Origin of the sequence: Nitrincola sp. A-D6, from assembly GCF_000764495.1 — a bacterium.
Taxonomy (GTDB): Bacteria; Pseudomonadota; Gammaproteobacteria; order Pseudomonadales; family Balneatricaceae; genus Nitrincola.
Window position 1 is genome coordinate 1 of the sequence record NZ_JRLB01000022.1, and the last position, 21724, is coordinate 21724.

The 21724-nt window shown below is 50.3% G+C and carries 23 protein-coding genes, 1 tRNA gene and 2 pseudogenes; 14 read left to right on the plus strand and 12 right to left on the minus strand.

Annotated elements, in window-relative coordinates:
• Positions 1-114 precede the first annotated feature (114 nt).
• From LH51_RS04275 to phnE, 4 genes are all read left to right on the plus strand, one after another.
• Entirely contained in the window at positions 115-621 is a 507-nt protein-coding gene (locus tag LH51_RS04275; RefSeq protein WP_052063435.1) for a GGDEF domain-containing protein, read from the plus strand.
• Between the two features lie 161 nt (positions 622-782).
• Positions 783-1667 carry a phosphate/phosphite/phosphonate ABC transporter substrate-binding protein gene (locus tag LH51_RS04280; protein WP_081960653.1) on the plus strand — a complete coding sequence of 295 codons (885 nt, stop codon included), beginning with the start codon at positions 783-785 and terminating at the stop codon, positions 1665-1667.
• A gap of 88 nt (positions 1668-1755) precedes the next feature.
• Positions 1756-2544: a phosphonate ABC transporter ATP-binding protein gene (locus LH51_RS04285; protein WP_036520103.1), complete on the plus strand. Its 789-nt coding sequence runs from the start codon at positions 1756-1758 to the stop codon at positions 2542-2544.
• Entirely contained in the window at positions 2541-3332 is a 792-nt protein-coding gene (gene phnE / locus LH51_RS04290) for a phosphonate ABC transporter, permease protein PhnE (RefSeq protein ID WP_036520105.1), read from the plus strand. Before LH51_RS04285 ends, phnE begins: the two co-directional genes overlap by 4 nt.
• Before the next feature lie 227 nt (positions 3333-3559).
• On the opposite strand, the gene rhuM is transcribed toward phnE, so the two are convergent.
• Complete coding sequence (gene rhuM / locus LH51_RS21195; protein WP_036520106.1) at positions 3560-3784, minus strand: RhuM family protein; 225 nt, start codon at positions 3782-3784, stop codon at positions 3560-3562.
• A 112-nt stretch (positions 3785-3896) separates the two neighbouring features.
• Between rhuM and LH51_RS04300 the strand changes: the two genes are divergently transcribed.
• From LH51_RS04300 to LH51_RS04305, 3 genes are read left to right on the plus strand one after another with little or no spacing between them, the layout of a single operon-like run.
• On the plus strand, positions 3897-4499 hold the full coding sequence (locus LH51_RS04300; protein WP_235263512.1) for an ion transporter: 603 nt from the start codon (positions 3897-3899) through the stop codon (positions 4497-4499).
• Entirely contained in the window at positions 4406-4678 is a 273-nt protein-coding gene (locus tag LH51_RS22135) for a potassium channel family protein (protein ID WP_235263506.1), read from the plus strand. The genes LH51_RS04300 and LH51_RS22135 overlap by 94 nt, the downstream gene beginning before the upstream one ends.
• Before the next feature lie 12 nt (positions 4679-4690).
• Complete coding sequence (locus tag LH51_RS04305) at positions 4691-5890, plus strand: DUF4236 domain-containing protein (RefSeq protein WP_036520109.1); 1200 nt, start codon at positions 4691-4693, stop codon at positions 5888-5890.
• A gap of 489 nt (positions 5891-6379) precedes the next feature.
• On the opposite strand, the gene LH51_RS04310 is transcribed toward LH51_RS04305, so the two are convergent.
• Both LH51_RS04310 and LH51_RS20745 read right to left on the minus strand, forming a co-directional pair.
• Positions 6380-7138, minus strand: a complete 759-nt coding sequence (locus LH51_RS04310; RefSeq protein ID WP_200881866.1) for a virulence RhuM family protein — start codon at positions 7136-7138, stop codon at positions 6380-6382.
• 116 nt (positions 7139-7254) lie between these two features.
• On the minus strand, positions 7255-7428 hold the full coding sequence (locus LH51_RS20745; protein ID WP_160173675.1) for a hypothetical protein: 174 nt from the start codon (positions 7426-7428) through the stop codon (positions 7255-7257).
• A 386-nt stretch (positions 7429-7814) separates the two neighbouring features.
• Here LH51_RS20745 and LH51_RS04320 point away from each other — a divergent pair, with 386 nt between their 5' ends.
• Positions 7815-8891, plus strand: a complete 1077-nt coding sequence (locus tag LH51_RS04320; protein ID WP_036520112.1) for a PDDEXK nuclease domain-containing protein — start codon at positions 7815-7817, stop codon at positions 8889-8891.
• A 50-nt stretch (positions 8892-8941) separates the two neighbouring features.
• Here the strand turns inward: LH51_RS04320 and LH51_RS04325 are convergent.
• Positions 8942-9018 (minus strand) — tRNA-Arg (locus LH51_RS04325).
• Between the two features lie 219 nt (positions 9019-9237).
• Between LH51_RS04325 and LH51_RS04330 the strand changes: the two genes are divergently transcribed.
• Positions 9238-9675: a c-type cytochrome gene (locus tag LH51_RS04330; RefSeq protein WP_235263508.1), complete on the plus strand. Its 438-nt coding sequence runs from the start codon at positions 9238-9240 to the stop codon at positions 9673-9675.
• Positions 9676-9737: 62 nt separating this feature from the next.
• Here LH51_RS04330 and rep read toward each other — a convergent pair.
• A pseudogene (rep, locus tag LH51_RS04335) lies at positions 9738-11752 on the minus strand (DNA helicase Rep).
• 158 nt (positions 11753-11910) lie between these two features.
• Here rep and LH51_RS22140 point away from each other — a divergent pair.
• Positions 11911-13472 (plus strand): annotated as a pseudogene (locus LH51_RS22140) (putative bifunctional diguanylate cyclase/phosphodiesterase).
• On the opposite strand, the gene LH51_RS04345 reads toward LH51_RS22140, so the two are convergent.
• Positions 13401-14918 carry a YifB family Mg chelatase-like AAA ATPase gene (locus LH51_RS04345; protein ID WP_036520114.1) on the minus strand — a complete coding sequence of 506 codons (1518 nt, stop codon included), beginning with the start codon at positions 14916-14918 and terminating at the stop codon, positions 13401-13403. The pseudogene LH51_RS22140 and the gene LH51_RS04345 overlap by 72 nt on opposite strands.
• Positions 14919-14987: 69 nt before the next feature.
• Positions 14988-15257 carry an accessory factor UbiK family protein gene (locus LH51_RS04350; RefSeq protein ID WP_036520116.1) on the minus strand — a complete coding sequence of 90 codons (270 nt, stop codon included), beginning with the start codon at positions 15255-15257 and terminating at the stop codon, positions 14988-14990.
• Positions 15258-15575: 318 nt separating this feature from the next.
• On the opposite strand from LH51_RS04350, the gene glnK (LH51_RS04355) reads away from it, so the two are divergent.
• The 3 genes from glnK (LH51_RS04355) to glnK (LH51_RS04365) all read left to right on the plus strand — a co-directional run bounded on the left by glnK (LH51_RS04355) (position 15576) and on the right by glnK (LH51_RS04365) (position 17830).
• Entirely contained in the window at positions 15576-15914 is a 339-nt protein-coding gene (gene glnK, locus LH51_RS04355; RefSeq protein ID WP_036520119.1) for a P-II family nitrogen regulator, read from the plus strand.
• Between the two features lie 39 nt (positions 15915-15953).
• A complete protein-coding gene (locus LH51_RS04360) occupies positions 15954-17228 on the plus strand; it encodes an ammonium transporter (protein WP_036520120.1) in 1275 nt (424 codons plus the stop codon).
• 263 nt (positions 17229-17491) lie between these two features.
• A complete protein-coding gene (gene glnK, locus LH51_RS04365) occupies positions 17492-17830 on the plus strand; it encodes a P-II family nitrogen regulator (RefSeq protein ID WP_036520123.1) in 339 nt (112 codons plus the stop codon).
• Between the two features lie 35 nt (positions 17831-17865).
• On the opposite strand, the gene LH51_RS04370 is transcribed toward glnK (LH51_RS04365), so the two are convergent.
• From LH51_RS04370 to LH51_RS24025, 3 genes are read right to left on the minus strand one after another with little or no spacing between them, the layout of a single operon-like run.
• Entirely contained in the window at positions 17866-19155 is a 1290-nt protein-coding gene (locus tag LH51_RS04370; RefSeq protein WP_036520128.1) for a HAMP domain-containing sensor histidine kinase, read from the minus strand.
• On the minus strand, positions 19152-19409 hold the full coding sequence (locus LH51_RS24020; RefSeq protein ID WP_327124241.1) for a winged helix-turn-helix domain-containing protein: 258 nt from the start codon (positions 19407-19409) through the stop codon (positions 19152-19154). The genes LH51_RS04370 and LH51_RS24020 overlap by 4 nt, the downstream gene beginning before the upstream one ends.
• Before the next feature lie 2 nt (positions 19410-19411).
• Positions 19412-19852, minus strand: a complete 441-nt coding sequence (locus tag LH51_RS24025; protein WP_327124242.1) for a response regulator — start codon at positions 19850-19852, stop codon at positions 19412-19414.
• Positions 19853-19999: 147 nt separating this feature from the next.
• On the opposite strand from LH51_RS24025, the gene LH51_RS04380 reads away from it, so the two are divergent.
• Positions 20000-20422 (plus strand): Spy/CpxP family protein refolding chaperone, encoded by a 423-nt coding sequence (locus LH51_RS04380; RefSeq protein ID WP_036520130.1) that lies wholly within the window; start codon positions 20000-20002, stop codon positions 20420-20422.
• A gap of 39 nt (positions 20423-20461) precedes the next feature.
• On the opposite strand, the gene trmB is transcribed toward LH51_RS04380, so the two are convergent.
• Both trmB and LH51_RS04390 read right to left on the minus strand, forming a co-directional pair.
• Positions 20462-21166 (minus strand): tRNA (guanosine(46)-N7)-methyltransferase TrmB, encoded by a 705-nt coding sequence (gene trmB / locus LH51_RS04385; protein WP_052063438.1) that lies wholly within the window; start codon positions 21164-21166, stop codon positions 20462-20464.
• Positions 21167-21297: 131 nt separating this feature from the next.
• Complete coding sequence (locus LH51_RS04390; RefSeq protein ID WP_235263509.1) at positions 21298-21588, minus strand: DUF423 domain-containing protein; 291 nt, start codon at positions 21586-21588, stop codon at positions 21298-21300.
• Positions 21589-21724: the final 136 nt, after the last annotated feature.

A 21724-nucleotide genomic window follows, 5' to 3' on the forward strand; every position in this document is an offset into this window, starting at 1 on the left:
GAGTCATATTACGTTTGAGACGCGTTTTCCACACCCGGACGGTCGTATCACCCCACTGGCGGTGGACTACACACCGGTACAAGGTACTCAGGGAGAAACTAAGGCTTTTATGCCATGGTACGCGATATCAGCGACCGCAAGCAGGCTGAACGTGACCATTTAACTGGCACCCTAAACCGGCGAGGCCTCGACGAACGCCTGGAAATGACCTGCGCCACCGCCCGGCGTTATCAAAGACCCGTATCACTGATTTTCCTGGATCTCGACAATTTCAAGACAATCAATGACTGCCATGGCCATAGCACGGGCGACGAAATACTGATTTCAGTCGCGCATATCCTACTTAAAACGGTTCGCGAGAGCGATATCGTTAGTCGCTGGGGTGGTGAAGAATTCATTATTCTGACGCCGGAAACACCTTTGGCCGAGGCCGAACAACTGGCTCAGCGCCTTCGCCAGAAACTCGCCGAGCACCAACATCCGCTCGTGGGACAGGTAACGGCAAGTTTTGGCGTTGCTGAGCTGGCGTCCGAAGAAAGCGAAAGTGACTTTATTCGGCGCACCGACCAAGCCCTCTATGCCGCCAAAGCTGCTGGCCGCAACCGGGTTGAGCGGTCCTAAAGAAAGCCGTCTTCACCTAGCCAATGAAACGGATCGAAAAGTCTGTATGGCATTGAGTGAACCCAAATATCCAATCCTTACTCCATAATCCTATTCATCGTTTTGTCATCTTTCGCTAATAAGCTGAATCCTTTACCTAACAACATTAGGGGGTTCACAAGATGAAGAAATTCCGTAGTCTGGCTTTGCCTGTTGCCATCACCGTCAGCCTTCTGGCTGGATCCGTATCCGCACAATCAGTGATCGAGACCTGCCCAGCACCTCTGCGCATGGCTGATACCGGAATCGAAGGCATAGGCGATCTTACTGAAGCGTTTGGTCCCTTCGCAGAAACCTTCGAGGAGCTGACCGGCGTCGAACTGGCGCTCTATTCGTTGTCAAACCGCACGGCCGCAGGCACCGCGTTACAGTTCGATGAGGTAGAGTTCGTCTTTGCTGGACCGTCTGAATTTGTTCTGTTTCAACAGCTTGCTGAAATGGACATCCTATTTTCTGTCGTTCGCCCTAACTACGGTTCAAGTTTTGTTGTAAAGGCTGACAGTGACATCCAGACCCTTGCCGACCTTGCCGGTCGCCGTGTGGCGCTGAAGGATGTAGGCTCGACTTCGGGCCACATCTTCCCGATGATGCTGTTGGCCGAAGCTGGGCTCGATCCCGACAGAGATGTCGATATCATCATGGCAGGTGATGCCCGTATTCAGGTGCTGATCAATGGCGACGTAGACGCCATGGGCGGTGGCAACAAGGATTGGGACGCCGTTCGTAAGCAGGACCCCGATACCGAATACCGCCTGTTGGCACAGACTGACACGCTGCCGGGCGACCCTGTAGTAATGCGTGCCACCCTGCCGCAAGATTGCCGCGATGCGCTGCGGGCGACGCTGTCTGAACATGCCGACGTTCTGTGGGAAAGTCTGACCGCAACCGAACGCAACGCCGACAAATTCATCGAGCGGGATGCTTACATGTCCTTCGAGACTGACCCTGCAATCTACGACGTAGTCCGCTTGGCTTACGAGGCTGCTGGCATCCCGTTAGACGATTAAGACAACATAACATCAGTATCAGGAGGCCGCCTTTTGGGATAGGCCTCCTTTTTCATTTCCGCCTAAGTTCGCAAGCAGGGACATCCTGATGACCTCAGCCATCAAATGTGAAAATGTGCTCGTCGCCTATGGAGATCTTCAGGTCCTGCGTGGCGTTTCCTTCGATATTACCGCCGGCCAGGGAGTGGTTTTATTGGGAGCGAATGGGTGCGGTAAGTCTACCCTCATGCGCAGCTTGAACGGACTTGAAAAGCTACAATCAGGTAGCATCTGCATCCATGGGGATGACCTGACAAAGGCCTCGGGACGCCAGTTGCGTCAGATCAGGCGTGGCATGGGCTATGTCTTTCAGCAATTTAATCTGGTACCTCAACTCAGTGCCTTCCAAAACGTATTACTGGGCGCCATGGGACGACATCGACTAGGGCTTTTGTCCTGCCTAAGCCTGACGGCCTCTGCCGAGGAACGTGGCAAGGCGCTGTACTGTCTCGAACGCGTTGGAATGGCAGATCGCGCGATGCATCGTCCCTCGGAATTGTCTGGCGGACAGCAGCAACGCGTCGCTATTGCAAGGATGCTGATGCAGGCGCCAAAACTAGTGGTGGCCGATGAACCCATCGCCAGTCTTGACCCAAAGGCAGGCCGGGAGGTTCTTGATATCTTGTGGCGCATCGTGCGAGAGGAAGGATTAAGCATGCTTTGCACTCTGCATCAGCTTGACTTCGCCCAGGAATATGCCGATCGCATCATCGGCCTGAAGGCAGGCCGAGTCGAAATCGATGCAGCCATCACTAACACTAATATTGATCAATTAAATGCACTCTATTCTGGCATGACACGCGTGGATGCCATGCCGACAGAAGGAGTCATTGCATGAGTGAGAAGACGGGCATGCCCCCGCGTTACCGAGCACCATCGGTGCTAACCTGGATCATTGTGGTGGGGTTTGCAGCCTTTTTCATTCAGGGTTTGCTCGCCTCAGATATCTCTCTTGACCGTTTGGTGCGCGGAGCAAACAACCTTGTGCGGTTCATCGGTCAGGCCCTGCCTCCCAATTTTGCACGCGCGCCCAATATAGCCGACTCCATGCTGGAAACGCTCAATATCGCGATAGTCGGTGTCACATTTGGCTGCCTGCTTTCCATTCCTCTTGCTCTTTTAGCCGCGCGCAACACTGCGCCGAACTTACTAGTCAGGACACTTGCGCGCTTCTTCATATCGGTCTCACGTACGATCCCCGATTTGATTTGGGCATTGATTTTTGTAGTCGCGGTCGGGCTGGGTCCACTTGCCGGTATCCTGGCCATCATAATGGATACCATCGGCTTCGCGGCACGGTTCTATTCTGAACGATTCGAAGAGGTACAAAAGGGGCCATCCGAGGCGCTGACCTCGACTGGAGCTGGGCGGATATCGGTAATTTTCGGTGCCATTTTGCCCGAGAGCTTTGCCTCCATGACGGCGACATCACTGTTTAGCGTAGAAAAGGCGATTCGCTCCGCTGTCACGCTTGGCCTCGTGGGTGCTGGCGGGATCGGAGTGGAGCTGTCTACTGCCATGCGACTCTTTCGTTATGATCAGGCCGCTGCAATCATCCTTGTCATTCTCGTAGTCGTGATTGCCTTCGAGCAACTGTCTTCCAGCATTCGCAAGCGGATCATATGACCGATGAGAGTTAATGGGACCTGGGTTCAAACAGGTCAAGATGAGCAGCAGGTAGTGCTGCCACATGGATAACAGCAAAATAAAATGCTCTACCAAGCGAATCATCAACTCTTTTTGATCCGGTAGGCTTTCAGCCACCAATAAAGCCAAAGCTTTGCTCGATAGTCGCCAAGGCTGAAGTCAATCCATCTCCGCGTAACTGGTCAAACAACGTTGTGGCCTCGCCCTTAGTGATCAGGGTTTGTTTGAGTTCGGCTAAGCAGGTTTACCGCCTGTTCGAACTCGATGCTGCGCTCGGTCAGTCGGCGTTGGTTAAGGCTGTAGCCTTGCACTAAATGATCTTTGAGAGTGCAGGTGGTCCATTTACGGAACTGCACACCAGGCTGAGATTTAACGCGGTAGCCAACGGAAATGATCATATCAAGATTGTCATGCTCAATCTCAGAAAACACATTGCCGACATGCTCGTTAAAAGAAGGGCTTCACTGAGCACACCTGATGCTCTATCTTGTAGACTGAATAGATTAGACACACTAGACACCACGCTCAGCATGCAGGCTAATCATGGATCAGATAATCAAACAGTCATTTCGCTATCAAGTATATGAGCAACTAGACCCAACAGCTAAAGCGAATGGTCTTTCCAGGGTAAACAAAGTCATTATTGTCATGATATTTGTGGCCGTCATCGTTGCCATTCTGGAAACAGAGTCCACTGTTCGAGACTTAAGCCCCGGCTTGTTTATCTATGCTGAGTGGCTCTTTGCAGCGCTTTTTTCAGTTGAGTATATTTTTCGTGTTTATGCGGCAGGTGAACGAGAGGAATACAGGGGCTTTACTGGTCGAATTCGTTACATTTTCAGCTACTGGTCAATAATTGATCTGCTGGCAATCTTACCTATTATCCTGACGTTCGGCTCTTACAATGGATTTTTACTCAGACTTTTCAGGATTCTTCGACTTCTGAGACTCGCACGTATTGGAAGATTCACCAGGCTGTCGATGCGATTATTGAAGCGATGCGCTCAAGGTCATATGAACTCACGATTAGCCTGTGTGCAGCAATATTTTTATTGTTATTTTCCGGAACCTGTCTATATCTTCTGGAGGGATCATCTCAACCTGACAATTTTGGCAGCATTCCACGAGCGCTGTGGTGGAGCATAGCTACTTTAACTACTGTTGGATATGGAGATGTCACACCCATTACAGCCACTGGTAAATTCTTTGCAGGTCTTACAGCGCTCACAGGTATAGGCATGATAGCTATACCGACAGGTATTTTGGCCTCTGCGTTTAGTGATGCTATTCAAAGATGTAATAGCAGTGCAGACGAATCAAAGTAGAAAGGGATTACTATGTCATTTAGGTTTCAACGACGCATCAAAATAGCTCCCGGACTTAACTTGAATATCAGCAAATCCGGTGTAGGTGTTTCTGCTGGCATTAAGGGTGCGACTGTGAGTGCAGGGAAACGTGGTCTCTATGGCAACCTCGGTCTTCCTGGCACTGGTTTATCGTATCGCTCCAAACTAAATAAGGAAGAAAGTCGACGTCAGCCATCCCCTGCAGCTCATTTAAGAAGCTATTTAGAAGCAGGTAATGAGCTTGCTGTCAGAATATCTGTAGAGTCTGACGGTGACGTAACGATTCTAGGAATGAATGGAGAGGCCTTCAGTGACAATGAGCTAAGCGTCATCAGAAAGTACCTTGGTGACACAATAAGAGATGCCCTTGCATCCCATTGTGAAGTGATGAATAGCAACCTAGAAGAGCTTAAAAACATCCACAAAGGTACTCTACCTGCTTCTAACCATTCAAACTATGAACCTAGGCCATTTAACAGCCCTAGACCTGCTAAATCGAAACCGCTTAGCTATGGGCTCTGGGGATTCATTTGGCCGCCGCAGAAGCGACGTATAACTGAGTTAAACCAGCTTCTTGAGAAAGAGCATACAGAAGCTCTCAAACGTTGGAACTCAGAAAAGAAGAAACACTTTGAGTTAGAGGAAAAGCGTAAAAAGCTTGAAACAGAAGACATTTTTGAAAGCCAAAACGCATTAGCTGCAGTTCTTGAATATTATCTAGCTGATATTGACTGGCCAGTAGAAACGCTCATAGATTTTGACTTTGGCGATGATTCAAGCACCGTTGCCATTGACATAGACCTGCCCACTGAAGACCAGTTTCCTGATATTGAATACAAAGTACCTGGCCGACAACTAAAAATCACACGCTCACGGATCAACACAACCCGGCGACGGGGCATGTACCGTGATTATGCTCATGGTGCTGCACTTCGTATTGCAGGATTGATCTTCAATCATCTGCCACCAGTCAATACATGTGTGATTTCAGCCTATACTCAAAGTGACGAAGGCGACGTTTATCTCTATAGCGTTATAGTTCGTCGAGACGAATGGGAGAAGCTGAACTTTGGTTTATGGAATGAATCTGAGCCTGTCACGTTGTTTGATCACTTTACGTTTACTCGTAACATGACCAAGACAGGTATTTTCAAGCCAGTAACACCACTAAATCTTGATAGCTTGAATTGAAAGTCTAATGAAGATCATCACGAAGGAAAACACATGAAAAAGTTACTAGCTTTAGCGTTAATTCTACTTTTCACCAGCAGCCTTGCATTTGCACATGGCGGTGGTTGCCGCAAAAGCTCCCCACCTGGTCAGTGCTGCCATATGAATAACAGTACTGGTGTCGTTCATTGCCACTAACTGACAGCTGATCATGTCCTGCACTAAGCTTCAGCACAATAATGAAGCTTAGTTTTATCACCTGCTGAAACCCTCCTTCGGCACGAATCCACCATCACCTACGGTGACCAGTGAGCTGGGCCCAACTCCGGATTTGCGTCATTTGGCGCCCTGCAATATGCGCCCGTGGCTCATCTGGATAGGGTAGCAGCTTCCGAAATTAATCAATAAAAAGAAGGGTGTTTAGAAATACTTGACTGGATAGGTGTATGGCGCGCACTGACCCGCTTCAATCTGTTTTCAGCAAAATAAAATGTTCTACCAAGCGAATCATCAACTCTTTTTGATCCGGTAGGCTTTCGGCCACCAATAAAGCCAAAGCCTTGCTCGATAGTCGCCAAGGCTGAAGTCAATCCATCCCCGTGTAACTGGCCAAACAACGTTGTGGCCTCGCCCTTGGCGATCAGGGTTTGTTTGAGCTCGGCAATCGCGCACTGCCTGATCCAGATGCAGTGACCGCATATCTGGCTGTTTGATGCCAATTTCAGCCAGGTGCTGCTCATCATAGCCCTGTAATAGACTCCAGGAGCGTGCATAATCGCTGATCACCGTTGCAACAGCTACACCTTCAGGCAACACCAGTTGTTGGTTAGTTAACGTGCGAGATAGCAGACTCACCGCCTGCTCAAATTCAATACCCCGCTCTTGCAAACGGCGCTGATTCAGGGTGTAGCCCTGCACCAGATGCTCTTTCAGCACAGAGGTAGCCCACTGACGGAACTGGGTAGCTCGCTTGGAGCTGACCCTATACCCCACCGAAATGATGGCATCCAGATTATAGTGCTTGATCCGGCGGCGCACCTGCCTCTGACCTTCCTTGCGAACTACCGAGAAATCCTCGGTAGTTCGCTCTTCCGTAAGCTCATCTTCCGCATAAATATTTTTCAGGTGCAGGCCAATGTTGTCGGTGGACGTATCAAATAGCTCTCCCATCTGCCCCTGACTGAGCCAAACCGTCTCTTTTTCAAAGGCTACCTGCAGCTCGGTCTTGCCATCGACACTAGTGAAAATCTGGATCTGTTGAATGCTCATTGTTCAATTCCCTCCTTGGATTTTTGACTGTGTACAAGATATTCAATTAAAGCAAACATCTCTGTTTTTGGCCATAGGGTACCCTTTCCTTTGACTGTGCGTGGTGTATCAGCCAGCTAGGCACCTGCGCTATAGCCAGTCATTACTGCCACATTCAGACGGCCATAGTGAGCCATTGTTTTCAGCGCTTTGCTAAGCAGTGAGAGATGATGGGCAACCGCGGTTGGCCCGACCAACTGCAACTGCTCATCACGGAAGTCTGCCAAGTGCTGGTTGCTCAAATTAAACAACGAGATGTGTCCAAGCAAAACCATCACAGGGCGCGCTGTAGAGCGCGGGGCTTCTATCCACCATCACCACTGTGACCAGATTGTGACCAACTCCGGATTTGCGTCATTTGGCGCCCTGTCAGGTTCCATGCTTGGCAGTCACATGCGCCCGCGGCTCAGTTGGATAGCGTAGCAGCTTCCGAAATTAATTAATAAAAAAGAAGGGTGCTTAGAAATACTTGATAGGATAAGTGTATGGCGCGCCGGAGGGATTCGAACCCTCTACCCAAAATTTGCTTTTACAGCTACAAAGCGGTATCAAAGATCAACCGCAGCAAGCGGACTGAGTCAGCACTGACCTTCCCGCTACATGTTGCTAATTGCTGCCAACAGATGGAGTGGGATAAATGAGCAACCAGACAACGCCAAATCTGCCAGAAGGCTATGCGGCTTGGCTTGGGCAGTTAAAAGCTGATATTTCAGCCAGTCGGCAGCGTGCGGCAATGGCCGTTAATGCCGAGCTGGTTGGGCTTTATGCACGCATTGGTCGCGAGATTTTAAGCCAACAGCAACAGCAAGGCTGGGGAGCTAAGGTGATTGATCGCCTGGCACAGGATCTGAAAGCCGCCTTCCCAGATATGCGTGGCTGGTCCAGCTCTAATTTAAAATATATGCGATTTTTTGCCGAGCGCTGCCCTGACGGCCTATTTGGTCAGCAGCCTGCTGACCAATTGCCGTGGTTTCATATTGTGGTCTTGTTGACCAAGTTAGAAGATAAAGACGAGCGAGCCTGGTACGCCATGCAGGCAGCAACTCATGGTTGGTCACGCAGCACGCTTGAAGCCAATATTAAAGATCAGCTGCGGCTTCGCCAAGGCGCTGCGGTAACGAATTTTGACGTACGCTTACCTACACCGCAGTCGGCTTTGGCGCAAGAGACGTTAAAAGATCCCTATTTATTTGATTTTCTAGGCTTAGGTAACGAAGCGCAAGAACGCGAAATTGAAGATGGCCTGGTGCAGCATATTACCCGATTTTTATTAGAATTAGGCGCAGGTTTTGCCTTTATGGGACGCCAGTACCGATTAGAAGTGGCGGGGGATGAATTTTTTATTGATCTGTTGTTTTATCACACTCGCTTAAAGTGCTATGTGGTCGTAGAGTTAAAAGCCGGTGCATTTAAACCCGAACACGCCGGCCAGCTCAATTTTTACCTGGCGGCAGTGGATGCACAACTAAAAGCTCCGGACGATAAGCCGACCATAGGCTTGCTGCTTTGTCGTCAGCAAAATCGCTTAGTAGCCGAATACGCGCTTTCGGGTATTGATAAGCCGATTGGTGTTGCTGAATATCAATTGCTTCGCGATTTGCCGCCAACCTTAAAGCAAAGTTTGCCAAGTATTGCAGCTATTGAAGCGGAATTAGCCGATGAAGTGCTGTCGGTTAATCAGCTTACAGATAATGAAGTGGATAAGCCTGAATAATTAGTTGGTTTTCCAGACACGTTGGAGAGTAAGGGGGGGTAGTTTACTGATGGCGCGCCCGGAGGGATTCGAACCCCCGACCAACAGGATCGGAACCTGCTACTCTATCCAGCTGAGCTACGGGCGCATGTTGCAGGGCGCCAATAATACGCATTCAATTGGCTCTTGCCAAGGCATTCTCCTTAAGAACTAGTGCAAGTGCATTTCCGTAGGCAACTTTTGAAGGTATAATCCCCGCCTAATGATAGCGGTATTGTCTGCACACTGCCCTGCTATGACTTGTGGTCTGGGGTGACTTCGACGGACATAGACGCCACCCGTTTCTAAAAATGATGAGGTCTTTAACGTGAATAAACTTGCTGCAAAAGCTGCTTCTGCACTCTGCACCCTGGGTCTGAGCATGGCTCTGGCCACTTCTGTCTATGCGGCTGTTGACCGTGATGCCATCATTGAACGCATTAAGCCTCACGGCAATATCTGTGTTGAAGGTGATGAAACCTGTGGCACTGGCGCACCGGCTGTTGCCGCTTCTGCGGGGGCTGCTGCCCGTTCCGGTGAAGAAGTCTACAACCGCTTCTGTACAGCGTGTCACGCAACCGGCCTTCTGGATTCACCCAAGTTTGGTAGTGGCGCCATGTCTGCACGAGCTGACGAAAAAGGTTTAGACGGTCTGCTGGCAAGTTCAATCAGCGGCATCAACGCCATGCCACCGAAAGGTACTTGTAACGACTGTTCTGATGAAGAACTGGAAGCGACTATTCAGTACATGATCGATAACGATTAAGCCTAAACACTATCGTGAGCAGGCTGCTTCGGCAGCCTGTTTTGTTTCTGACACACTTTGAACTAAAAATCATCCAGCAGGTTTTTCAGGCTGTTAATAGTGGCGCGCCCAGCGGCTGCATTTAGCTGAGGATCGCGCTCTCCAAGCCCCTGAGTAATCAGGTCATCTTCTGGCAACTCATCCAGAAAACGACTGGGCAGACAGTCTATTGTTTCGCCAAACTGACGACGTTTTTTAGCCAGGGTCATCGTCAGTGTTACCTGAGCACGGGTAATGCCAACGTAGGCCAGGCGTCGCTCTTCTTCAATGGTATCGGATTCAATGCTGTTACGATGCGGGAGTATTTCCTCTTCCATCCCCATCAGGTAAACATGTGGAAACTCAAGACCTTTAGAGGCATGCAGCGTCATGAGTTGCACCCGATCTGAATCATCTTCCTCTTCCTGACGGTCCAGCATATCCAGCAATAACAAACGCGCAATGGTTTCCTTGATACCGGCTTCAGAATCCTCTTCCTGTAAACGCTCCAATGTCGCCTTGAGTGAGTCCAGCAAAAACCAGACATTCTGCATACGCTTTTCTGCAATGCTATCACTGGAGCTGTTTTCGCGTATCCAGCCTTCGTAGTCCATATCCATAATCATATCGCGAACCGCCACTATGGGGTCACCGCTTTCACAGCGTTGTAATAGGTTTTGCATCCAACTACAGAAACGCTGCAAGCGGGCGCAGGCATTAGCGGGCAAATGCTGCTCCAGGCCCATCTCAAAGCAAGCATCGAACAGACTGATATGGCGACCAGACGCGTACTCGCCCAGTTTTTCCAGGGTTGTAGGGCCTATCTCACGGCGCGGCAGATTGATGATGCGCAGAAACGCATTGTCATCACTGGTATTAACCAGCAAGCGCAAGTAGGCCATCAGATCTTTGATTTCGGCACGGGCAAAGAAGGATGTACCACCGCTGAGCTTGTAGGGTACCTGGAAACTTTGCAGTTTCATCTCCAGTAATCTGGACTGGTAGTTACCCCGATAGAGTACGGCAAAGTCTTTGAAGGGGATGCGCTCTCTCAGATGACGATCGAGTATCTCGGTAGCAATACGTTCCGACTCGGCCTCTTCATTACGGTTATGCACCACTCTGATGGGATCGCCATAGCCTTATCACTCCAAAGGGTTTTCTCAAACACATGCGGGTTATGGTTAATCAGTATATTGGCGACTTTCAAAATCCGCCCGGTGGAGCGGTAGTTCTGCTCCAGCTTAACCAGGCGCAGTCCCGGAAAGTCTTCCTGAAGTTTGGCCAGGTTCTCAGGGCGGGCACCGCGCCAGGAATAGATGGACTGGTCATCATCGCCCACCACCGTCAAGGCACTGCGCACACCCACCAGTTGTTTAACCAGGCGGTATTGAGACAGGTTGGTATCCTGATACTCATCTACTAATAGATAGTGAATACGGCGCTGCCAACGCTCCAGCACTTCCGGGTGTTGGCTAAACAGGCGTACCGGAATCAAAATCAGATCATCAAAGTCCACCGCATTGTAGGCGCGCAGATGACGCTGATAGGCTTCATAGGCTCGGGCGGCCAGAATCTCATGCGGTACACGCGCCTGAGCCAGCGCGTCCTGCGGCTCCAGCATGTCATTTTTCCAGTTGGAAATCTGGTGTTGAACGGCGGCAACCTGATCAGTATCTTCATCCTGGTGCAACAGCAAGTCTTTCAACAAGCTCTTACTATCCTGATCATCAAAGATGGAAAAGCCCGGTTTGTATCCCAGTTGTTTATATTCGCGCCGAATGATGTTCAAACCCAGATTATGGAAAGTAGAGACGGTCAAACCTCGCCCCTCGCCCTTTTCCAGCAATTGCAGTACGCGCTCCTTCATTTCACGGGCGGCTTTATTGGTAAAGGTGACGGCCGCAATATGCCGTGCCTCAATACCACACTGCTGTACCAGATAAGCAATCTTGCGTGTAATCACACTGGTTTTGCCGGAACCGGCGCCGGCTAATACCAACAGAGGCCCACCAATATAATGAACGGCTTCTGCCTGTCTGGGATTAAGTTTATTCATGATGAGGCAATGGGCTTAAAAAAGAACAATTGTTTGAAAAATATCGGTAACATGCTAATCTCTGTAGCAGCACAACTAGTCATAAGTATGACACGGACTCTATTTAGAGTGCACAGGATATAACTTTCTACCTGCACCGGCTTATAAAGGAATCCGACATGCCGCCAGCTATTGAGAGGGATGCTGCTGCCCCTGAAGTCCAGTTAATACTGGTTGATTCTCGTAATCATACCGGTTCTGGTGAGATTTTGTCTGCCCTAATCACAACACCCATATCCATCAGATGCTGCCAAAGCCTGTCTGAGGCTGAAAAATCACTGCAGAGTAATGTACAAAACATTCTGCTAATCCCGGTAGATAATACTATTTCGGCGACCTTTACTCGTCTGCAAACACGCGATTTGTTAACCGGCGCAGGAAACCGTCAATACTTCTACAGAGGTCTTCAAAAGGAGCTTGCCTCTCTGCAAACTGGCGAGGCATTGGCATTATTAATGCTGGATATCGACAATTTTTCAGCCTTTAACAACCAATACGGCCATGACACCGGAGACCAGTTGGTCCGGCTACTGTGTGAGCGACTGGAGCTCTGTGACAACAAGAGCCACCTTTCACGTATCGGTAATGACGAGTTCACCCTGATCATCAAGGCCTCAACTGAGCAGATACGCACGGCAACTCGCCAGGTTATCGAGAATCTTGTTGAATTACTGCTACCAGCTTACCGGGTGGACGAACATGAAGTGCACCTGCACTGCAGTATCGGCATTTCTATTGCCCCAGAACAAGGCATGGAGTTTGAAGCCCTGATCCGCTGTGCTAATACCGCTCGCCTGCGTGCAAAAAAGCTGCGAGGCCATAGTTATGCCTTTTATGATCCTCTTCGCGATTTGGATGACAATAAAGGTATCAGCCTCGAACCTGAGCTCTGGTACGCACTGCAGCGCCAGCAGTTTCGACTTTTCTATCAACCTCGTATCTGCCTGAAAACCCATCGTATTATCGGTGCTGAGGCACTGATCCGCTGGGATCATCCGGTGCATGGCATGATCCTCCGGATGAGTTTATCCCCATCAGTGAAAAGTCGGGTTTGATTGTGCCCATAGGTTACTGGGTGATTGAGCAGGTTGGCCAGGATATGAAAATACTCAAAGAAGCAGGCTTAACCGAACATATTGGTGTGAACCTGTCATTCCGGCAGTTTCAGGACGGCTACCTCGCCAGCACCATTGAACGCCTGATTCTTCAGCACAGGATTGATACCCGCATGCTGGAGTTTGAGTTGACAGAAACCGCTCTGTTCCGTGATGAATCGCACGTTGTAAGCTGCATGCGCTCACTGGGTAAGCTGGGTGTGGAGTTTTCCCTGGATGACTTCGGTACCGGCTATTCATCTTTCTCCATGCTGCAAAAATTACCCATCTCCACCCTGAAAATTGATAAAAGCTTCGTTAAAGGTATTGGCGAAAGCACCAGTGATGAAGAAATTGTCCGCACCATCATAAGCCTGGCGCGGAACCTGAATAAGAAAGTTATTGCTGAGGGCGTGGAAACCCTCGAACAGCTGGAGTTTTTAAAAGCACACCACTGCCAGATGGCCCAGGGCTACTACTTCAGCCGCCCGGTTCCTCTGGCGCAGTTTCTGCAATTACTTGAGACCCGACTGAACTTGCAACCCTCTGAAAGCAAGGGATTCAAGCAAATGCGCCTGCTTTATTGAAGGGCTGGCTTCAAGATCAGCCAGGGTTCTGGCTATACGCAGTATACGGTGACACCCGCGCGCTGATAGATGAAGTTGCCGCATGGCCAATGTCAGTAACTGGGAGGTATCAGCATCCAGTGCACAATATTGATCCAAGGCCCGACCGCTGAGGTAACGATTGCTACACCCCTGGCGCTGCTGCTGGCGTTCACGAGCCTGCTCAACACGTTGCCTAACCACCGCACTGGACTCAGCAACACAGGTCGCCTGCAAGAGTTCATCTGCCGGTAATGCCGACACCCAAAGCTGTAAGTCTATGCGATCCAATAAAGGCCCGGAGATACGCCCCTGATAGCGGCGTATCTGCTCCGGACTACAGATACAGCGATCGGTGCCATCCTGATAATAACCACAAGGGCAAGGGTTCATAGCGCCAACCAATTGAAATGCCGCCGGGTATTCTATTTTGCTCAATGCACGGGAGATGAGTATACGCCCGGTTTCCAGAGGCTCTCGCAACAGATCCAGCACACGCCGGGGAAACTCCGGCATCTCATCTAAAAATAACACCCCATGCGTTGCCAGTGATATCTCACCCGGTTTGGGGTGATTGGAACCACCACCCACCAAAGCCACTGGAGACGCATTGTGATGCACCGCACGAAAAGGCCTCACACCCTCACTGACAGGCTGCACAGGTAAACCGACCAGAGAGTAGATGGCCGCTACATCCAGGCGCTCAGATAAACTAAGCTCTGGTAAAATGCCGGGAAGGCAAGCGGCCAGCAAGCTTTTACCGCTACCGGGGGGGCCGGCAAATAACAGATTCAATTGACCTGCCGCTGCCACCTCAAGTGCCCGTCTGGCCTGCAACTGACCTTTAACATCTGCAAGATCCGGCCCCGGTGGAGCCACTAACGCAACGGGTTGCGGTTGATAGAAAGCTGGCGGCTCCTGCCCTCTTAAATAGGTGCACACGTCTAGCAGGTGATCCACAGCAATCACCGGCGTATCTCCTAACAGGGTCGCTTCATCTGCATTAGCACGCGGGAGAATTAATACTCGCCCGGCCTGCCCACAAGCAATGGCAACCGGTAATGCACCCCGGATGGAACGAATACTGCCGGACAAAGCCAGCTCGGCAACCACTTCGTGCTGATCCAGCGTTTTACTTTTTAGCTGGCCTGAGGCTTGCAGAATACCCAGCGCGATAGCCAGATCATAGCGACCACCCTCTTTTGGCAGATCAGCCGGAGCAAGGTTGATCGTGATACGGCGTTGCGGGAAATCAAAGCCTGCATTAATCAGGGCACTGCGAACCCGTTCCTTGCTTTCTTTGACTGCAGTTTCCGGCAGTCCAACGATTGCAAGGCCAGGCAAACCACCGGATAAATGCACTTCAACGGTAACAGCGGGGGACTGAATGCCAAGCTGTGCTCGGCTATGTATAACGGCTAATGACATAAAACCTTCCCTGGTTATATGAGGTTAAGCAGATAGAGCGTTCATTAATGCCAAGGCAAAACGCCAGGGTCAGCTGTTTTGAGTTTGCTCTGTTGCTGCTGTTGCTTCCAGCGCAGCGACCTGTCGTTCCAGGGCTTCAAGCTTTTCGCGTGTTCTCAGCAACACAGCCTGCTGTGCATCAAATTCTTCCCGGGTCACCAGATCCAGCCGACTCAGGGTCTGCTGCAACATGGATTGCACCTGCTGCTGCACCACTTGCTGCCCCGGTAACTCACGGGTAGCGTTGATGAACTGAGTAAACTGCTCTGAAAGCCCCTCAGCAATTTTTTGATGGATCATAACGGCTAACCTCTGACTATTTTTGGGTATGTAGCAAGCTTAACGGATCTGGTCTTTTTTAGCATCTTTGAACCACCTGAAATCACCGCACCAAGATAGTGCGCTCACCATTTTGGCGCACCATTTTGGATTACTTGTACTTTGATGCAACGCAAAAATAAGCCAAATATGTTTATAAAAACACGTTAATCATATGTTTTATATAGATATATAATTTTATGGCACGCCTTTCGCAAAGAACCGGTCAAGGCGAGCAGTTGATGCAGCTTTCCGCCGACTCAATTGTTCGATGATTTTGTATCCATGGGAGACAGACCAATGAAACTGGTTTCAGCAATCATAAAACCGTTCAAGCTGGATGATGTACGCGAATCCTTGTCCGAAATCGGCATTCAGGGCATTACCGTCACTGAAGTCAAAGGTTTCGGTCGCCAGAAAGGCCATACCGAACTCTATCGCGGTGCTGAATATGTGGTGGATTTTCTGCCTAAAGTCAGAATCGATGCCGCTGTATCCGACGATGTGGTTGACCAGGTAGTGGAAGCCATCAGTAAAGCCGCTCAAACCGGCAAGATTGGCGACGGTAAGATTTTTGTGGTGCCACTTGAACAGGTCATCCGCATACGTACCGGTGAATCCGGCCACGATGCGCTCTGATCCGAACACTTGATTACACGCCTGATGGAGGGCTGAACAATGGAAGAACTTCTTCTTACAACTGCAAGTGAGGTCAAGCACCTTGCTTATGCTATCGATACCTTTTACTTTCTGATCTGTGGTGCGCTGGTCATGTGGATGGCGGCTGGTTTTGCCATGCTTGAGGCCGGTCTGGTTCGTGCCAAGAACACCACAGAAATACTAACCAAGAACGTCGCACTCTACGCCATCGCCTGTACCATGTACCTGATATGTGGCTACTACATCATGTACAGCTCAGATGCTGGCGGTATCTTCCCCAACATTGGCGGTTTGATTGGCACTGAAAACAGCGTTGCTGACGTGCTCTCTGGTGATGAAGACGCACCTTACTACGCTATGCGTTCTGACTTCTTCTTCCAGGTCGTGTTCGTTGCAACCTGTATGTCAATTGTATCCGGTGCCGTCGCTGAGCGTATGAAACTCTGGGCGTTCCTGGCCTTTGCAGTGGTTATGACTGGCTTTATCTACCCGGTCAGCGGCTTCTGGACCTGGGGCGGCGGTTTCCTTAGCGAAGCAGGCTTCTCTGACTATGCAGGTTCCGGTATCGTTCACATGGCGGGTGCTGCAGCTGCTTTAGCCGGTGTTATCGTACTGGGTGCTCGTAAGGGTAAGTATGGTAAAGATGGCCAGATCAATGCGATTCCTGGTGCTAACATGCCGCTGGCTACACTGGGTACCTTTATCCTGTGGCTGGGCTGGTTCGGCTTTAACGGTGGTTCAGAGCTGAAAATGTCTGATGTCGACTCTGCCAACAACGTAGCGCAGGTGTTCGTGAATACCAATGCCGCCGCTGCTGCTGGTGTTATTGCGGCACTGATCTTTGCTCGCTTGTGGTTCAAAAAGGCCGACCTGACCATGGCACTTAACGGTGCATTGGCAGGCCTGGTAGCCATCACAGCCGGACCTTTGACACCCTCAGCCCCTGCTGCAGCGCTTATCGGTGCTGTCGGTGGTCTGATCGTTGTGGTCTCAATCATCATGCTCGACAAAGTAAAAATAGATGACCCAGTGGGTGCTATCTCTGTTCACGGTGTTGTCGGCATCTGGGGTCTGCTGGCTGTTCCGCTGACTAACAGTGATGCTAACTTCGGCTCTCAGATTCTGGGAATCGTAGCGATCTTCGCCTGGGTATTTATTGCCAGCTTGATAGTCTGGATTGTTCTGAAAGCCATCATGGGTATCCGTGTGACTGAAGAAGAAGAATACGAAGGTGTCGATCTGGTTGAATGCGGTATGGAAGCTTATCCTGAGTTTGCTGCATCCAAAAAGTAAACCCTGACTCCGTTCTGATCAAGGGGCCTTAGCGGCCCCTTTTTAATGTACAGGATGTACGGGCAGAAAACTGCTCCTGCGTTTTCTGCATAGGCGCCGTCCCTGTGGCGCTATATGCCGCACGCAGGGATGCGCTGGAGCGGTGCATGTACGGCCTAAAAGCATCAGATATGCTTAGGTTCGCAAATGCAGGTATACTTGACCTTAACTATTATCACTGGAACCACCTCTGCTGATGCAGCAGATCTTTGAGGAGTGTAACCATGAAGCTGATTACTGCGGTCATCAAGCCGTTTAAACTCGATGATGTACGTGAGGCACTGTCTGAGATAGGAATCCAGGGCGTCACTGTGACCGAGGTCAAAGGCTTTGGACGTCAGAAAGGCCATACCGAGCTTTACCGTGGTGCTGAATATGTAGTCGACTTTCTGCCTAAGGTGAAGATTGAAGTCGCTGTAGATGATGACATGACTGATCAGGTCATTGAAGCAATAAGCAAAACAGCCAATACCGGCAAGATAGGTGACGGTAAAATTTTCGTTACGCCGCTGGAACAGGTTATCCGTATCCGTACTGGTGAAACGGGCCCTGACGCCTTGTAAGTTATTGAGCTCTTAAGGGTCTGCCTGAAAGTATTTCAGGCAGACTCATCCGATAAACATACCGTCAGTTTGAAACCACCCCCGCTGATATTTTCAGCATGCACTTCCCCACCCAGACGCCGAACGGCACCGCGTAAAATACTTAACCCCAGGCCATAGCCCTGCTGGGGTGAACCACCTCGAACAAATGGCTCAAAAATATCTTTCAACAAACTGGCATCAACCCCGGGACCATTATCACTGACACTCAAACATAACTGCTGATTCTGACGATAAGCGTTCAGAGTGATTCGTCCTCCTTCTGGCGTGTATTTCAACGCATTTTGTAGTGCATTACCCAATATACGATTCAGTAGCACACGGCTTTGTGTAAACTTCAATGATTCAGGCTCTACCTGCACACAGATTTCGTGCTCCGGATAGAGGAGCGCATAATCCTGACGGATCTGCTCCAATAAGGGCTTTAGTGGTACGGGTGGTTGCAGCTCCAGTGCCATATCATCCAATCGGGATAACGACATCAACTCGTCAATAAGATGCGCCAGTTGGTCACACTCACGACTGATCTGGCTATGCAACGCATTAATCTGCTCACCGGATTGCTGCTCCAGAATGCCGGCAGCGACCTGCAGCCTTGCCAGCGGAGCCCGAAGTTCATGCGAAACATCTCTAAGCAGATTTTGACGGGCATTCAAGGTTTTTTCCACGTAGCCAGCCATGGAGTCAAACTCCCTGGCCAACTCTCCTATCTCATCTGTTCTGTGGCTGATATAGCCCTCAGTACGGCTACTGAGATTTTGCTCATCATAAAGAGTCCGGGCAAAATCACGCAGCCGGTTGATTGGTCTAACGACCAGGTAGCTGACCAGCAAAGCGACTAGTGCCGACATCACCAGAATCAATACCATTTGTACTGACAGTAAAAAACGTAACATTCGCTCCAGATGAACCGGTTGCTCTGGCAGTGGCATATCTACTCGATACTGTTGACCTGTTTCCGACTCAATCACCAGGTTTACTGTTTCCGTCGCGGGTATTGGGTGCCGGAAGTCAGCAATCACTTCACCATCAGCCAAGTGAGTAATACGCAGCGGAATACGACCTCGCCGCCTGTCGTCTTCCCGGCGTGATGATTCATGCATACCGGTTTCGTGGCGTTCTATAAGCAGTTGTGCATGGCCAGCAGCTTTAGCCTCAAGCAAATCCTGCCAGTGGCGAGTCTCACTCACCCGCAGCAAGCCATACACCAACCCGCCCATCAACACGGCACTGATCAGCCAAGTGGCCAGAAAAATTTTCCAGTACAGGTGCTGATACCATCTCATACGGCTGTCCTGATAAACTGGTAGCCCTGCCCACGAACGGTTTTAATCAATTCAGCAGACGACGCTGACACCTCCGCCAGCTTCTGGCGTACCCGGCTGACGTGCACATCCAGCGCACGATCATAAAGAGTAAGCTTTCGATGCAGCACCTTTTCAGTCAGTGACTCCTTACTCACCACCTCACCGGCATGACTCATCAATGTGTGCAGTACATTAAACTCGGTACTGGTGAGTTCTAAAGGCTGATTAAGCAAGCTCACCTGGCGCGAGGCCGGGTCCAGATAAATACCAGATAACTCCAAAACTCGGGAAGCCACAAGCGGTGCCTGACTGCGCCGCAACACGGCACGGATTCTGGCCAGTAGCTCACGCGGATTACAAGGCTTTGGCAGATAATCATCAGCCCCATTTCCAAACCCAGAATACGGTCTATATCGTCACCACGCCCAGTGAGCATGACTACCGGTACCTGAATAGCCGGACGCAGTGTCTGCAATAATTCCAAACCGCTTTTCCCCGGCATCATAATATCCAGAATAATCAAATCGGGTACTTGATTGGTCGATATCCACTGTTGTGCCGCTTCAGCCGAATGCGCCAAACTGACCTGAAACCCCTCGTGGCTCAAGTAGTTACTCAGTAACTCACACAGGGACACATCATCATCAACGATCAACAAATGTACGGCTTTATTCATAGGGCACTCCTCTAAGCCTCTATCATAAGACGATTTGATACCAGTGCACGTGGCTTTACGCAACTTTACCTTTACGCAACCCTGCTTTGCATTTACCTGGCGCATACTTAAGCCATCGAAAAACGTTTAAACCAAGAGGATTTCAACATGAAAACTACCAAACTGGCTCAACTGGGTATGCTAACGCTGGGTCTTGCCATCGGCACTATGGCTCTGGCTCAGAAAGGACCGGACATGGACAGAGAAGCTCCCATGCAGCGTTTCGCTGAAACACTGAACCTCAGTGACGAGCAACGCAGCCAAATGCAAGCGCTCTGGGAAGAAAATCGCGAAGAACGTGAAGCGCAACGGGAAGCCATGCAGACCAAGCACGCGGAGATGCGCGAACGCCTGGGTGAAATCTTAACACCCGAGCAATTGGAACAGATGGATGAAATGCGAAGCCAAAAAAGCCATGGGTTCCGCCATGCTCGCCGTGATGGTTGTGACTCAGATAAGTCCAGCCGGGAAGAGCGTCGTGAAATGCGACAGGACCAGCGTCAAGAGCAACGCCAGGATCGCAATTCCTGAACCAATAGAGCAGCAGCCGAGCATCGGCTGCTGCTCTAATCAGACTGTGCGGGTAAAGATCAAGTCCCACACACCATGACCGAGATTTTCACCGCGTTTCTGAAACTTGGTGACTGGACGCCATTCTGGCTGTGGCGCATACACCCCAGCACCAGCCGCATTCTCATAGCCATCCGCCGCTGACATCACTTCCAGCATATGTTCGGCGTAGGGTTCCCAGTCCGTTGCCATATGAAACTGCCCACCCACTTTGAGTTTTTCACGCAGGCTCTGGGCAAACGCGGCCTGCACAATACGGCGTTTATGATGACGTTTTTTCGGCCAGGGATCAGGGAAAAACAACTGCAATGTGTCCAGACTGGCATCGGGTATACAGCGAGACAAAACTTCTATTGCATCATCGCAGAACACCCGGATATTGGTGAGTTTTTCTTCCTCAATGCGACCCAGCAAGCGCCCTACACCCGGCGGATGTACTTCAATACCAATAAAGTTTTTTTCCGGCATATGGCGCGCCATTTCAATCAGGGAATCACCCATGCCAAAGCCGATCTCCAGCACTACGGGTGCTTCACGTCCAAAGCACTGTGTGTAGTTCAATAATCCATCGGCCAGTTCCAGACCATAGTGTGGCCAAAGCTCTCGGTAGTTGCGCTCCTGCCCTTCGGTCATACGACCGGCGCGTACAACATAGCTGCGCACACGCCGGTTAGGCCGTTCTTCAATTGAATCCGTATCTGTCATATCTGCTACCTGTGGGGCTTATCCGGGCTTATGTGCATCATTTGAGCGCCCGGTATATAAAGAAACAAATAGAAATAACCAGGCAATAATCAATGCCACACCACCAAACGGGGTGATTATACCCAGCTGCCTTACCCCACTAAGGCCATAGCATAGAGGCTACCGCAAAACAGCAACATACCCAGCATGAAAGCCAGGGCACTGACACCTAACCAACGACAGAAAGAACGCTGCTGTAAACAGCCGACTGCCAGCAGTGCAGCCACATGCCAGAACTGGTATTCCACAGCCGTCTGCCAAGCCGCCAACATGCGTGGCTCCAGCAGATCACGTAGCGCATGCGCGCCAAAGGCACCCAGCATCACAGCCAGCATGCCGCTAAAGGCTGCAATCAGAAGGGTGAGCCTGGCTGAGTGATTCATAATGTAGACCTTTATATGTGCACGCGGCATATAGCGCCATGGACGGCGCGTATGCAGAAAATGCAGGAGCAGTTTTCTGCCCGTACATCCTGTACATAATAAAAGCCGCTAATGCGGCTTTCAGTTGCGAAGCGGT